16 protein-coding genes are annotated in these 12727 nt (G+C 64.3%); 6 read left to right on the forward strand and 10 right to left on the reverse strand.

Annotation, left to right across the window (positions count from 1 at the left end):
* Nucleotides 1–99: 99 nt before the first annotated feature.
* The 4 genes from QJT82_RS09040 to QJT82_RS09055 form a co-directional block, all read right to left on the reverse strand.
* Nucleotides 100–561, reverse strand: coding sequence for a DUF3237 domain-containing protein (locus QJT82_RS09040; protein WP_028339087.1), 462 nt, complete (start codon nt 559–561; stop codon nt 100–102).
* A 4-nt stretch (nt 562–565) separates the two neighbouring features.
* Nucleotides 566–1882 carry a TRAP transporter permease gene (locus QJT82_RS09045; RefSeq protein WP_264641736.1) on the reverse strand — a complete coding sequence of 439 codons (1317 nt, stop codon included), beginning with the start codon at nt 1880–1882 and terminating at the stop codon, nt 566–568.
* Nucleotides 1883–1888: 6 nt separating this feature from the next.
* Nucleotides 1889–2455, reverse strand: coding sequence for a TRAP transporter small permease (locus tag QJT82_RS09050; RefSeq protein ID WP_051447727.1), 567 nt, complete (start codon nt 2453–2455; stop codon nt 1889–1891).
* 129 nt (nt 2456–2584) lie between these two features.
* Nucleotides 2585–3607, reverse strand: coding sequence for a TRAP transporter substrate-binding protein (locus QJT82_RS09055; protein ID WP_028339089.1), 1023 nt, complete (start codon nt 3605–3607; stop codon nt 2585–2587).
* Between the two features lie 277 nt (nt 3608–3884).
* Here QJT82_RS09055 and pobA point away from each other — a divergent pair, with 277 nt between their 5' ends.
* Together pobA and QJT82_RS09065 are read left to right on the forward strand one after the other, a co-directional pair.
* Nucleotides 3885–5054: a 4-hydroxybenzoate 3-monooxygenase gene (pobA, locus tag QJT82_RS09060; protein WP_028339090.1), complete on the forward strand. Its 1170-nt coding sequence runs from the start codon at nt 3885–3887 to the stop codon at nt 5052–5054.
* 288 nt (nt 5055–5342) lie between these two features.
* Nucleotides 5343–5798 (forward strand): PaaI family thioesterase, encoded by a 456-nt coding sequence (locus tag QJT82_RS09065; RefSeq protein ID WP_051447728.1) that lies wholly within the window; start codon nt 5343–5345, stop codon nt 5796–5798.
* Here QJT82_RS09065 and QJT82_RS09070 read toward each other — a convergent pair.
* Nucleotides 5795–6688, reverse strand: coding sequence for a LysR family transcriptional regulator (locus QJT82_RS09070; protein ID WP_028339092.1), 894 nt, complete (start codon nt 6686–6688; stop codon nt 5795–5797). The two genes, QJT82_RS09065 and QJT82_RS09070, sit on opposite strands and share 4 nt — an antisense overlap.
* A gap of 120 nt (nt 6689–6808) precedes the next feature.
* Here QJT82_RS09070 and QJT82_RS09075 point away from each other — a divergent pair, with 120 nt between their 5' ends.
* A complete protein-coding gene (locus QJT82_RS09075) occupies nt 6809–7444 on the forward strand; it encodes a pyridoxamine 5'-phosphate oxidase family protein (protein WP_028339093.1) in 636 nt (211 codons plus the stop codon).
* Here QJT82_RS09075 and QJT82_RS09080 read toward each other — a convergent pair.
* The gene (locus QJT82_RS09080; RefSeq protein ID WP_028339094.1) at nt 7441–8172 is read right to left on the reverse strand and encodes a glutathione S-transferase family protein; all 732 of its coding nucleotides are present in this window, start codon (nt 8170–8172) and stop codon (nt 7441–7443) included. The genes QJT82_RS09075 and QJT82_RS09080 overlap by 4 nt on opposite strands.
* A gap of 64 nt (nt 8173–8236) precedes the next feature.
* A complete protein-coding gene (locus tag QJT82_RS09085; protein ID WP_028336548.1) occupies nt 8237–8470 on the reverse strand; it encodes a hypothetical protein in 234 nt (77 codons plus the stop codon).
* Between the two features lie 219 nt (nt 8471–8689).
* On the opposite strand from QJT82_RS09085, the gene QJT82_RS09090 reads away from it, so the two are divergent.
* Together QJT82_RS09090 and QJT82_RS09095 are read left to right on the forward strand one after the other, a co-directional pair.
* Nucleotides 8690–9388, forward strand: a complete 699-nt coding sequence (locus QJT82_RS09090; RefSeq protein WP_016847472.1) for a YafY family protein — start codon at nt 8690–8692, stop codon at nt 9386–9388.
* Nucleotides 9388–9723, forward strand: a complete 336-nt coding sequence (locus tag QJT82_RS09095; RefSeq protein WP_028339095.1) for a YkgJ family cysteine cluster protein — start codon at nt 9388–9390, stop codon at nt 9721–9723. Before QJT82_RS09090 ends, QJT82_RS09095 begins: the two co-directional genes overlap by 1 nt.
* A gap of 91 nt (nt 9724–9814) precedes the next feature.
* Here the strand turns inward: QJT82_RS09095 and QJT82_RS09100 are convergent, their stop codons facing one another.
* The 3 genes from QJT82_RS09100 to QJT82_RS09110 form a co-directional block, all read right to left on the reverse strand.
* Nucleotides 9815–10222 (reverse strand): hypothetical protein, encoded by a 408-nt coding sequence (locus QJT82_RS09100; protein WP_028339096.1) that lies wholly within the window; start codon nt 10220–10222, stop codon nt 9815–9817.
* Nucleotides 10223–10393: 171 nt separating this feature from the next.
* Nucleotides 10394–10747 carry a DUF3307 domain-containing protein gene (locus tag QJT82_RS09105; RefSeq protein ID WP_080686645.1) on the reverse strand — a complete coding sequence of 118 codons (354 nt, stop codon included), beginning with the start codon at nt 10745–10747 and terminating at the stop codon, nt 10394–10396.
* Between the two features lie 222 nt (nt 10748–10969).
* Nucleotides 10970–11176, reverse strand: coding sequence for a hypothetical protein (locus QJT82_RS09110; protein ID WP_155258355.1), 207 nt, complete (start codon nt 11174–11176; stop codon nt 10970–10972).
* On the opposite strand from QJT82_RS09110, the gene QJT82_RS09115 reads away from it, so the two are divergent.
* Nucleotides 11175–12581: a TAXI family TRAP transporter solute-binding subunit gene (locus QJT82_RS09115; RefSeq protein WP_028339098.1), complete on the forward strand. Its 1407-nt coding sequence runs from the start codon at nt 11175–11177 to the stop codon at nt 12579–12581. The genes QJT82_RS09110 and QJT82_RS09115 overlap by 2 nt on opposite strands.
* Nucleotides 12582–12727: the final 146 nt, after the last annotated feature.

The following is a 12727-nucleotide window of genomic DNA, read 5'->3' on the forward strand; positions in this document are numbered from 1 at the left end:
CCCGTTCACGACACAGGCCGCGGAGTATGGGTCCTGCTTTCGCAGGGACGACACCGAATGTTGGCGGATCCCGGCGGGTGAGACGGCATGTGTGCGAAGCTAAAGCACCTGGTGCACGTCGATCGCGACGCGGTCGGCGTGGCGGGCGGCGGAGCCTATGAAGATGTGCTGCATCAGCCAGCGGTAGTTTTCGGCGCCGGTTTCGAATTTCGGCACGGTGCGGAAATAGATCAGCCTGGGGTCGACCGGCTCGCCGCGCTTCAGTTTCTGCAACAACTCGACCGGCCCGAAGCGGATGCCCTTGTTCTCGACATAGACGACGGCGCCGTCGTCGGTCTCGAACGCGTATTTCGCCTCCAGCTCGATCAGCTCATTGGGCCGGACGATCTGGAAGTCCGCGCCGAACGGCAGCACCTTGCCGTTGACCTTCTCGCCCCTCACCTCGCCGCCGATGATCGGAATGATGCGGCGGACGCCGGTGCCGATGTCGCCGGCGGAGGTCACCTCCGCGATCCGGGCAGTGATGGTGAAGACGTATCTGGTCTCGAGCTCGGGATTCATAAGCCTAACCAATCATACGCTGCGGCAGCCAGGTCGCAAGCAGCGGGAACAGGATCAGGATCACCAGCCGGATCAAATCGGTGATGACGAACGGCAGCACGCCGACAAAGATCGTCGACATGTTGACGTCCTTGATCACGCTCTTGATCACAAACACGTTCATGCCGACCGGCGGATGGATCAGGCCGAGCTCGACCGTCATGACGATGATGATGCCGAACCAGATCGGATCGAAGCCGAGCGCCGTCACCACCGGAAACACGATCGGCACGGTGAGGATCACCATCGCCATCGCGTCCATCAGGCAGCCGAGCACAAGGTACATCAGGAGGATGAGCGCCAGCACGCCATAGGGGCCGATGCCGAGCCCGGTGAGGAATTCGGTGACGTGCTGCGGCGTCTGGGTGATGGTAAGGAAATAGCCGAAGCAGAGCGCGCCGATCAGCACCGTGAACACGGCGGCCGCGGTGCGCGTCGCCTGCAGCAGCGATTGCAGGATGCCTTCCCTGGTCAACTTGCCGCGGAGAATACCGATGATGAAGGCGCCCACCGCGCCGACCGCGCCGGCTTCGGTCGGGACAAAGAAGCCGCCATAGAGCCCGCCGATCACGAACAGGAACAGCAGCAGCGGCGACCAGACGTCGCGCAGCGCGACAAAGCGTTCGTGCCATGACGCTTTCTTTCCCGCCGGCAGGAAGCCGGGCCGCGTCACGCCGATGATGCCGATCGTGATCATGTGCATCAGGATCGCGAGCAGGCCCGGCACCACGCCCGCGATAAACAGCTTGCCGATATCCTGCTGGGTGATGATGCCGTAGACCGCGAGCACGGTGGACGGCGGCAGCATCGCCCCGAGCGTGCCGCCGACCGCGATCACGCCGGCGGCGAATGATTGCGGATAGCCGAAGCGGCGCATCTCGGGATAGGCGACGGCCGAGAAAGTCGCGGCGGTCGCGACCGAAGAGCCCGAGATCGCGGCGAAGCCGCCGCAGGCCGCGATCGTCGCAATGCCGAGCCCGCCTTTCCAATGACCGACAAAGGTGTTGGCGGCGCGGAACAGCTCGCGGCTGATGCCCGAGACGGACACGAAGGCGCCCATCAGCAGGAACATCGGGATCACGCCGAAGGAATAATCCGTCACCGTGCGCATCGTGGTCTGGCCGACCAGCTTGAGCGGCGGCGCGAAGCCGGTGAGGTAGCCAAAGCCGGTGATGCCGACGAGGCCCATCGCCATGCCGACGGGGACACGGAGCAGCATCAGCACGAACAGGCTGACAAAGCCGATGACGGCGACGGTCTCGGGACTGAGGTCGAGACTCATGGCCGTCTACTCCGCGGTCTTGATCTTGGCATCATGGATATCTTCCGGATGGAAGATCAGGCGGTAGGTGCGGATCGCGATCAGCAGCACCGCGGAGACATCGCCGATCCACGACACCAGGAAGAACGGCCAGACCGGAACGCCGAGATCCATGGTGACGATATGGCTGTTCCTGGTGTCGATCACCTTGTCGACCAGCGTGTAGGTCTGCACGCTCACCACGAACAGCAGCACCAGCGTCGCGAAGATGTCGATCCAGCGCTGGTGGCGCGGCGAGGCGTTGGCCCAGACCAGATCCACGGTGATGTGGGTGCCGCGATAGCTGGTCGCCGCAATGCCCCAGAAGATCAGGATGCCGAGCAGGAACTGGCCGAAATTGTAGTAGTCGGGGATGGTCACCGCGAAGAATTTTCGCATGAACACCGCGGTGAAGGTGTTGAGCGCGACGACGCCGACGAAGAAGGCCGCCACCCATTCGATCGAATCGATGAAGCGGTCCATGAAATTCTTGCGCGCCGGTTCGGGTGGGCCGGTGATCGCGCCGTCTGGGGAAACTTCGGAGTTGGCAGCCATGATGTCGGACTATCGCTGTCAGGAACCGTCATTCCGGGGCGCTCGCCACGCGAGCGAACCCGGAATCCGGGGATTGTGGCGCGAGATTCCGGGTTCGCGCTGACGCGCGCCCCGGAATGACGAAGTCGGCTAGATCCCCGCCTCGTACTTCTTCAGCGTGGCCTGCAGATCGGCGTCGATCTTTGCCGCATCGCCGCCGGCCTTCTTCACCGCCTCGGCCCAGCTGTCGCGCAGCGGCTTGACCGCCTTCTTCCACTCGGCGAGTTGATCCGATGTCAGCGGGTAGACCTCGTGGCCTTCCAGCGCCTTCATCTTGGTGCGGCCATTGGCTTCGAAATCGGTCCAGGGGTCGGTGACCTTGGAGGCCCATTCCGGCGTGCAATGGTCGTCGATCACCTTCTTCTGGGCAGCCGACATCGAATTATATTTGGCGAGGTTCATGTTGTAGGTGAACACCGTCGAATAGAGCGGCACGTCCATGTGGTACTTCACCACCTTGTCGATGCCGAACAGGAAGATCGAGCCCCAGGGAAAGGTGATCTCGTCGGCCACGCCGCGCTCGATCGCGTCGCGCGATTCCGGCGCGGAGGCCTGCACATTGGTGCCGCCGAACATCTTGACCATCTCGCCGATGGTGCTCTGCGCGGGACGCACCTTGACGCCGGAGAGATCGCTCGGCAGCACGATCTTCTTCTTGCCGTGCAGCGCGCCCGGATCGTGGATGAAGGCGAAGCATAGCTTAGTGTCCTTCATCTCGGTCGGCGCATATTTGTGGTACCACTCGTTCAGCGCCAGCGTGCCTTTCTTGCCGTCGGAGAAGGTGAACGGAAGCTGGCCGGCGGCCGCGATCGGGAAACGGCCGGGCTGATAGCCTGGATTGACATAGGTGACGTCGGCGATGCCGTCGCGCGCCATGTCGTAATGGTCGAACGCCTTGCCGAGCTGCTCGGACGGAAACACGGTGACCTTGATGGTGCCGCCCGATGCCTTCTCGATATCGGCGGCCCAGGCCTGCGTCGCCGGCACCAGCGGATGCGCCGGCGGCACCCATAGCGACACTTTGAGATTGACGGTCTTGTCCTGCGCGACAGCAGGTCCCGCGGCCGGCACGATGGCGGCGGCCATCAACACCGCCAACATTGTCTTCCTCATCACGTCTCCTCCTCTCCAGGACGGGCTTGCTGCCCGGTCTCATTACTTAACATGTTATCTAATTCGCGCGGATATTCAAGACGAAATCCGCCGGGCGGACGCCACGTCGCACCCTCCGCCGGTCCCGTCCGCCGCATCTTGCGCTGCGGCGAACGTGCGTCCCGCGCAAATCCGCCTTGCCAAAACCGTTATATGATATAGTTGCCTTGGCAAGTTGACGGCGCGCGCCGCGGCGCGGGCACCGGCTAAAAGCCTATCCGATCGGGAGGACAAGGTATTGCGGACAAAAGTAGCAATCATTGGCGCAGGTCCGGCCGGACTGTTGCTTGGGCAACTACTTCATACTTTCGGCGTAGACAACATCATTCTTGAGCGGCAGACCCCCGACTATGTGCTGGGGCGGATTCGCGCCGGGCTGCTCGAGGAAGGCACCGTGTCGCTGCTCGAGAGCGTCGGCGCCGCGGCCCGGCTGCACCAGGAGGGCCTGGTCCATCACGGTCTCGAGCTGGCGTTCGGCGGCGCGCGGCACCGCATCGACCTGCATGGCTCGACCGGCAAGACCGTGACCATCTACGGCCAGACCGAGGTCACGCTCGACCTGATGAATGCCCGCAAGGCCGCCGGCCTGACCTCGATCTACTCGGCGGCCGACGTCAAGCCGCTCGATTTCGACACCGATCATCCGCGCGTCAGCTACGTCAAGGACGGCGTCACCCACGAAATCGCCTGCGATTTCATCGCCGGCTGCGACGGCTTCCACGGCATTAGCCGCGCCAGCGTGCCGGCTTCGGCGATCACCAGCTACGAGCGGGTGTATCCGTTCGGCTGGCTCGGCATCCTCTCGGAGACGCCGCCGGTCTCGCCGGAGCTGATCTACAACAACCACGAGCGCGGCTTTGCGCTGTGCACGATGCGCGCGTCCCACCGCAGCCGCTATTACGTGCAGTGCCCGCTCGACGATCATGTCGACCAATGGTCGGACGAGCGGTTCTGGGACGAATTGAAGCGGCGGCTCGACCAGAAGGCCGCCGACGAGATCGTCACCGGCCCCTCGATCGAAAAGAGCATCGCGCCGCTGCGCAGCTTCGTCGCCGAACCGATGCGGTTCGGTCGCATGTTCCTGGCCGGCGACGCCTCGCACATCGTGCCGCCGACCGGCGCCAAGGGCCTCAACCTTGCCGCCAGCGACGTGCATTATCTGTCGCAGGCGCTACGCGAATATTACGACGAGAAATCCTCCGCCGGCATCGACGGCTATTCGGCGAAAGCACTGGCGCGGGTCTGGAAGGCGGTGCGCTTCTCCTGGTGGATGACCTCGATGCTGCACAAATTCCCCGACGAGGGCGAATTCGCCGCGCGCATCCAGATCGCCGAGCTCGACTACCTCGTCAGCTCGAAGGCGGCCTCGACCTCGCTGTCGGAGAACTATGTGGGGCTGCCGTTCTAGGCAAGCTCGCTGTTTCTTTCGTCGAGCAACCTCTCCGTTACACACTCAGCCGTCATACCCCGCGCATGCGGGGTATCCAGTACGCCGCGGCTTCTCGATTCATGCCGTGCGGTCTCTGGAATACTGGATCGCCCGGTCAAGCCGTGCGATAACAGCAGGAGATGTGGCGACAGGCCCGCGCTACATTCAAACACCTGCGCAAATCCCGTTTAAAACTTTGTAGGCGGTGAAACCGTCATCGACATCGCGTTCAATGGCGTCAACCCAACGCCATATGCGAGCTTTCAGATGAGCACCGATACGCAAATCGTCCCCGATACTCCCGAGGACGTCCCTCAAGGCTTCGAGCCGCTGTTCCGCAAGAGCCCGCTCACCGAGCCCTGGGAGCCGCTTTACCAAAAGAAGACCGAGCGGGCCGTCATCATCGGCCTGCGGCTGGCGAGGCCGCACACCAACGGCCGCGGCCTGATCCATGGCGGCCTGATCGCCGCGCTTGCCGACAACGCGATGGGCTATAGCTGCGGCCAGGCGACCGGCTGGACCACCTCGTTCGTGACGATCTCGCTCGCGGTCGATTTCGTAGGCTCCGCCAATGTCGGACAATGGCTCGCGATCGAGAGCGACGTGATCAAGACCGGCAGCACGATCTGCTTCGCGCAGAGCCTGATCAAGGCCGACGGCGTGACCATCGCACGCGCCAACGGCACCTTCCGCGTGGTGCCGAAGAAGCCGCCGGTGAGCTAATCGAAGTACCAGTCGGTGATCTCGGTCACGAGATCGATGAAGGTCCGCACCTTGGCCGACAACAGCCGCGTCGTCGGATAGACGACGTGGATCGGCACCGCCGGCTGCTCGAACTCGGCGAGCACGATTTGGAGCCGCCGCGCCTTCAGCGATTCGGCCGCCTGATAGGCCATCACGCGGGTCAGTCCGCCGTCCTGCTCGGCGTACTGGATGGCGGCGTCCGAACTGTTGCTGGTGAAGCGCGGCGTAGGGGTAATGCGGATTTCGCGGCCATCCTCCATGAAGCGCCAATCCGGCGTCGCGGTCATGGCGCCGAACTGGATCGTGTCATGGGCGGTGAGGTCCGCCGGCCGCTTCGGCCTGCCGCGAAGCTTGAGATAGCCGGCGGACGCCACCACGATGCGGCGCATCCGGCCGACATGCCGCGCCACGAGCGTCGAATCCGGCAGGTGCCCGATCCTGACCGCGAGGTCGACGCCGTCCTCGACCAGATTGATCCTGCGATCCGACAGCCGCAGGTCGACGCCGACGCCGGGATAGCGCTTCAAATAGGCGCTCACGACCGGGCTGACATGCAGCCGCCCGAAGCCGAACGGCGCCGAGATCACGAGGCGCCCCTCGGGGCGGGTGCGCTCGCTCTCCACCGCGTCCTCGGCTTCCTCGACATCGGCGAGGATCCGGCGCGCCCGCTCCAGATAGCGCGAGCCGGCGTCGGTCAGCGTCACCTGCCGCGTGGTCCGCTGCAGTAGCCGCGCGCCGAGCCGCTCCTCCAGCGCCGCGATCAACCGCGTGATGGCGGACGGCGACAGCCCGAGCTTGCGGGCGGCGGGGGCAAAACCCTCGAGGTCCGCCACCGCGACGAAGGCCTGCATGGCGTCGATCCGGTCCATGAGCACTATTGCATAATCGGCAACAGTGAAGTGTCAATGCACAAGATTGCTTACGATCTGGGAATGTCCATTTTAAGCGGCGAGGACAACCGCTTCAGGCGCCCGTCACGGGAGGCTCCGATGTCAGATGGTCACAGCTATGCGAGCGACGTCGCATTCAGTCCGGCGGTGAAGGCGATCCAGACCCGCAAGGGCTCGCGCGCCACCTACGCCGAGGTCGAGGCACATGGCGGCTGGCGCAGCGAGATCGACGAGAACCTCGCCGGGTTCCTCGGCGAGGTGAACAGCTTCTATCTCGCGACCGCCTCGGCCGACGGCCAGCCCTACATCCAGCATCGCGGCGGGCCGAAGGGCTTTATCAAGGTGCTCGACAAGCACACCATCGCGTTCGCCGATTACAGCGGCAACCGGCAGTTCATCACCCAGGGCAATCTGTCGGAGAATGCCAGGGCGTATATCTTCGTGATGGATTATGCGCACCGCCGCCGCGTCAAGCTGTGGGGCGAGGCGAAGGTGGTGGAGGACGATCCGGCGCTGACGCGCGCGCTGATGCCGCAGGGGTACCGCGCGCGGCCCGAGCAGGTGATCCTGTTCAAGGTCACAGCGTGGGACACCAACTGCCCGCAGCACATTCCGCAGAAGTTCGACGCGGCCGATGTGGCGGCAGCGCTGGCCTCGCGCGACCAGCGCATCGCCGAGCTCGAGGCGGAGCTCGCCTCATTGAAGGGCGAGCCCGCTGCTGTGGCGCCGGCTTAGGCCGCCTGCTGCTGCAGCGGCGCCCAGGCGAATTCCGGATAATATTGCCGCATCATCCGGCCGACATAGGCGGTGAGATTGTCGAACTTCTCGGTGCGCTCGCGCAGCGGCGAATCGAAGAACGGGGTGAGGATTCCCGCCAGCGCGCCGAACGCGGTGGCATCGGTGCCGCACGGCGCATCGCCCATCAGATACGGCTTGTCGCCGAGCTGCACTGACAGCGCGAACAGCGAGCGGATCGCGAGATCAACGTCTTCGTCCGGTCCGTGACGGCCAAGCCCGCTCAGCAGATAGTTCTCGGCAACGCGGAACTGGGCGTCCTCGCGCATCTTGTCGCGCATATGGTCGGGCGCGCCGTCGAAGAAATGCGCGGGCCCCTTGGCGAAATTGGTGTCGTCGACCCAGCGCGCGCCGACCAGCGCCCAGTAGACGTGATGCTCGATCATGCGCTCGAAGGCCCATGCCTGGGCGCGCGCCTGCAGGCTGAGCGGCGCGTCGAAATCGAAGCCGTATTTGCCCTCGATATGGGCGCGGATGAAGGTCGAATCGGCGATCGCCTCGCCGTCGTCGGCGATGAACGGCAGCTGGCCCTTGGGAGAGGCCGGCGGCATCGCCTTCTCCTTGCGATAGTCGAGCCCGGCCATCTTGAGCTGGACCTCGGTTTTGGTCACGAAGGGGCTGATTTCCGGCAAGCCGAAGCCCGTGCCAAAGCCAAAAAGCGTAATCATATGAAGCTCCCGATCGCCTGTGGTCGTGAATTGAAGCTAGCCGTCCCCTGCTGCCAGCATGGTGTCAGCAGTAGTGGCATTCACTGTCGAACGGGCCGACGGGTGCGAGGCGGCGAACCGCCTCGCGAACGCGCTTGACCAGCCGTGCCCGCCCGTAGGACCAAACCGTGCTGATCGACTGTGCGATCAGCGCGACCAGGGCCCAGCGCAGGTCGCCGGAGGTGGAGTAGACCGTGACCAGCTGTTCCAGCGCAAAGCCTTGCGCCTGCCGGAAACCGAGTTCGTCAAGATTCGTCATGGACAAATTCCCTTCACTTGAGGTGTTGTCCTGATATAGCCCCCACCTGCTGCCAACATGCTGTCAGCAGCAGCCGGACGGGACCCAGAAAAGTCTGCACACCGAGAGACCACGAGCCCCGTCAAGACACTCGTCAAGACAGCTGCCGAGAGAGCTGCCAAGAGAGCTGACAAGACACTCGACAAGACACGTGCCAAGAGAGCGATCGAGAGAGTTGCCATGAGACGCGCCGACCGGCTGTTTCAGATCATCCAGGTGCTCCGCCGCACCCGTAAGCCTTTGACCGCCGATGCAATCGCCGCCGAGCTCGAGACATCGAAGCGGACGATCTATCGCGACATCGCCAGCCTGATCGAACAGCGGGTGCCGATCCGCGGCGAGGCCGGCATGGGCTACATCCTGGAGAAGGGATTCGACCTGCCGCCCTTGATGCTGACACCCGACGAGATCGAGGCCTGCGTGCTCGGCGCGCAATGGGTGGTCGGCCACGCCGATCCGGCGCTGGCGCGCGCAGCCGAGGACCTGATGGCCAAGATCGCCGAGACCGTGCCCGACCGGCTGCGGCCGTTCGTGCTGGAGCCGGCAAGCCGGGCCCGCTCGGCCTGGAACCGGGAGCCCGACCGCATCGACATGGTCAGGACCCGCAGCCAGATCCATGAGGGCAAGAAGATCACGCTGAACTATCGCGACGAGCATGGCCGCGATAGCGAGCGCACGATCTGGCCGATCGCGGTCGGCTATCACGAGGCGGTGCGGCTGCTCGCCGCCTGGTGCGAGCTGCGCAGGGATTTCCGCAGCTTCCGCACCGACCGCGTGGTCACGGCGGTCTATCACGACGAGAAATATCCGGAGCGGCGCGACCTGCTCAGGGCGCGCTGGCGGCGCAGCCTGGTCTGGGAAGCGCCGAGGGACACCTGATGGCCGACAACGCGATCGACGCGCCCGACGCAAGTCCCTGCCAGTCCTGCGGTGCCTGCTGCAGCTATTCGGAGAACTGGCCGCGCTTCACCATCGAGGACGATGCGCAGCTCGATCTGATCCCGGCGCGATTCGTCAACGCGCGACAATCAGGCATGCGCTGCGAGGGCGACCGCTGCTCGGCGCTATCGGGCCGGGTCGGAGAAGCAACGCGCTGCGAGGTCTATGCGGTGCGGCCGGAGGTGTGCCGGACCTGCCAGCCGGGCGACGCGGAATGCGCGATGGCGCGGCGCCGGCACGGCCTGCCGCTCGTCCCGAGCGTGCAGCCGGGTTGAGCACGGCTCTTTTATTTGCGGATGATCTCCGCGCAAACGCGTTCCGCGTTTGTCGCGAGGGAAAACCGGTTTCCACTTTTCCGGATCATGCTTAAGCCGTCACGGTCACCGTCTCGCTGACGTCCTCGTCGTCGAGGTCGTCATCGACGACAGGCGCGAAGGTCGACAGCGGCTTGGTCGACAGCGTGATCGGCTTGCGGCCGCCATGCGAAACGGTCGCGGCGCGGACCGGCTCGCGCGACAGCGCGTAGAGCGTCGAGCCGACACGACCACCGGAATTCACCAGCTCCCACTCGCTGCAGCTCGACGCGATCGCGACCGCGAGTGCGTGCAGATGGCTGCGGCGATAGCAGAACAGCGCGAGCTGCGCCCTGACATCGGGCGCGACATTGGCAACCAGCAACGAGAGCCCGTTCGGATTGGCGCGATACATCTGGCCGAGCAGGTCGTCGGCAACCGGGCAGGCATCGTTCTCGAAGGCGTCGCGGCTTGAAAACATTTGCAAATCCCCCTCGATCGGGAAGATGCCGCGTAATCCTCTAACGAAAGGTTAACCACGGCCTCCGGTCGCTTCCGGAGGGTCTTGCCCGTTGCGCGCGAATCACATCCGCCCGCCGCGGCCCGGCTGGATTTCTGGTCCAGGATGTGAGGAAAGGTGCGCGCGAACCGCTCAGTTCGCGGCCATGTAGATCGACAGCGCGAAGCCGGTGAGGTGGTGCAGCGCCTGGTCGACCCCGATCAGGGTCCAGAACCAGGGATGGCCGGATTCCAGCGTCACGCCGAAATGCGAGGCGCAGATTCCCTTGCAACGGTCGACGATGATGTGGATCACGAAGTCAATGAAGGCGACGTACCAGAACCGCGGCGCCACCACCAGGATCAGCGCCAGCGCGACCGCGAGATGGACCAGGCAATGCGCCAGCAGCGGCATGGCCCAGCCGGTCTTCTGGTCCTTGCCGATCGCCATCCAGGCGTTCTGCAGCATGAAGTCGGCGATGATGTGCTTTGCGGTGAGAAGCAACATCCATCCCACCAGGGCACCAACCGACACCGACGATGACATGGAGGGAAACAACAAGCTGACGCCCTTTTACTTCGATGAATGTGATTGCAAGAAATCCGGGTCAGGCCGTCAGCACAATTCCGCAAACCGAAGCGTGTCTCATTTATGACATCTCCGGCGCCGGAATGCACCTGCGCCTGCTCGAAAATCACATCTCGGTCCGGGCGTCGATAGTGGCAATGGTCATGTGGCATCGCGGCGCAGGCCGGCCGGGATTAAGGTTACGGCCGGCGGCCGTTTGCATTCCCCCCGGGGAAGTATATCGTCGGCAACATAGGAAATTTTCTTTCTTTTATAGTCATTTACGGATTCACCGGGCAGCGCCGCGCCGATCGGGTTGTTGCGGCAGCGGGCCGTCCCGGACGGGTGATGAGCCAGGTGATCAGCCATGAGTGCCGAAGCCCCCTCGCCTGCGCCGACGCCGCCGCGCCCTCCGGTCGCCAAACCGGTCGTCAAGACCAACCGCGCACAGATCATCGTCTTCACCCTGCTGACGCTGCTCCTGAGCGCGGTCACCGTGATCGGCGGCCGCCTCTGGCTGCGCAATTCCGAAACGCTGGTGTTCGCAGTCGGCGATGCCAACGGCCCGGAGGCGAAATTCGCCGCCAAGCTCGCCACCGTGCTGAAGAACAATTCGTCGCGGCTGCGGCTGAAGATCGCGCCGAACCCCGACAACGCCAAGGCGCTGGCGCAATTCGATCGCCGCGACGCCTCGCTGGCCATCCTGCGCACCGACGCAAGGGTGCCGCCGCGTGCCCGCGCCATCGCGATCCTCGAGCATGACGTGGTGCTGGTGCTCAGCCCCGGCGGCAAGAAGATCAAATCGCTGAGCGAGCTCAAGAAGAAGCGGATCGCGGTCGTCGGCGACGGCGAGAGCAACGTCAATTTCGTCCGCGGCGCGCTCGAGATCGCCGACAGCCCCGACGCGGCGCAGCGGGTACAGCAGGCGCCGCCGAACACACCTTTCGACAAGCTGTTCGCCTCCGGCTTTGCCGCCGTGCTCGCGATCGAACATGCCTCGAAGATCGTGAAGGACAAGACCTACGAGCAATATGCCAAGCGCGCCGGCGGCTTCACACTGAATGCGATCGACGCGGCCAAGGCGCTGGCGCGCAAATACCCGGCGATTTCGGAGGAGACGGTCTCGACCGGCATGCTGTCGTCCTCGCCGGCGATCCCCGATGACGAGGTCGACACCATCGGGCTGGAATGGCTGCTGGTCGCGCAATCCTCGATGTCCACGACGACAGCCGCCGAGCTCGCGCGCATCATCTATGAGAACAAGTCGGAACTGGCGCTCGACGACGGCTTCGCCTCCAAGATCGAGCCGGCGGCGACCGACAAGGACGCCTTCATCGTCGCCCATCAGGGCGCCGCCGAATACATCAACGACGACACCAAGTCGTTCATGGATCGCTACAGCGACGTGATGTATCTCGCTGCCGCCGCGCTCAGCATCATCGGCTCGATCTTCGCCGCGATCTACACCAAGATCACCCGCGTCGCACCGGAGAAGGCCAGCGAGCTGGCGGGCAGGATCCTCGACATCGGCGAGCGCGTCGCGCACGCCACCTGCGCCGAGCATCTCGATGAATTGCAGGACGAGCTCGAGGCGATCCTGCGCGGCGCGGTGACCGGCCTGCGCGACGGCACCGTTTCCGGCGACGGAATGGACACGTTCAAGCTCGGCTACGAATTGGTCCGCGACGAGATCGCGCTGCGCCGCGATCACCTCAAGCGCCACCCGGCGACGCCGGACGAGAACCTCGTGGTGGTGAAGGCGGCGAATGGGTGAAGCCAAGCCGTTGGTTACGCCACAGATACAACTGTCGTCCCTACGGTCGCGCCACATGCACCACTGTCGTCCTGGCGAAAGCCAGGACCCATTACCACCGCTTTCGCTGATGAACGGGATCGCGGCCCCAGCATCGCGCAACAATT

This window comes from Bradyrhizobium sp. Mp19 (assembly GCF_029952935.1).
GTDB lineage: Bacteria > Pseudomonadota > Alphaproteobacteria > Rhizobiales > Xanthobacteraceae > Bradyrhizobium > Bradyrhizobium elkanii.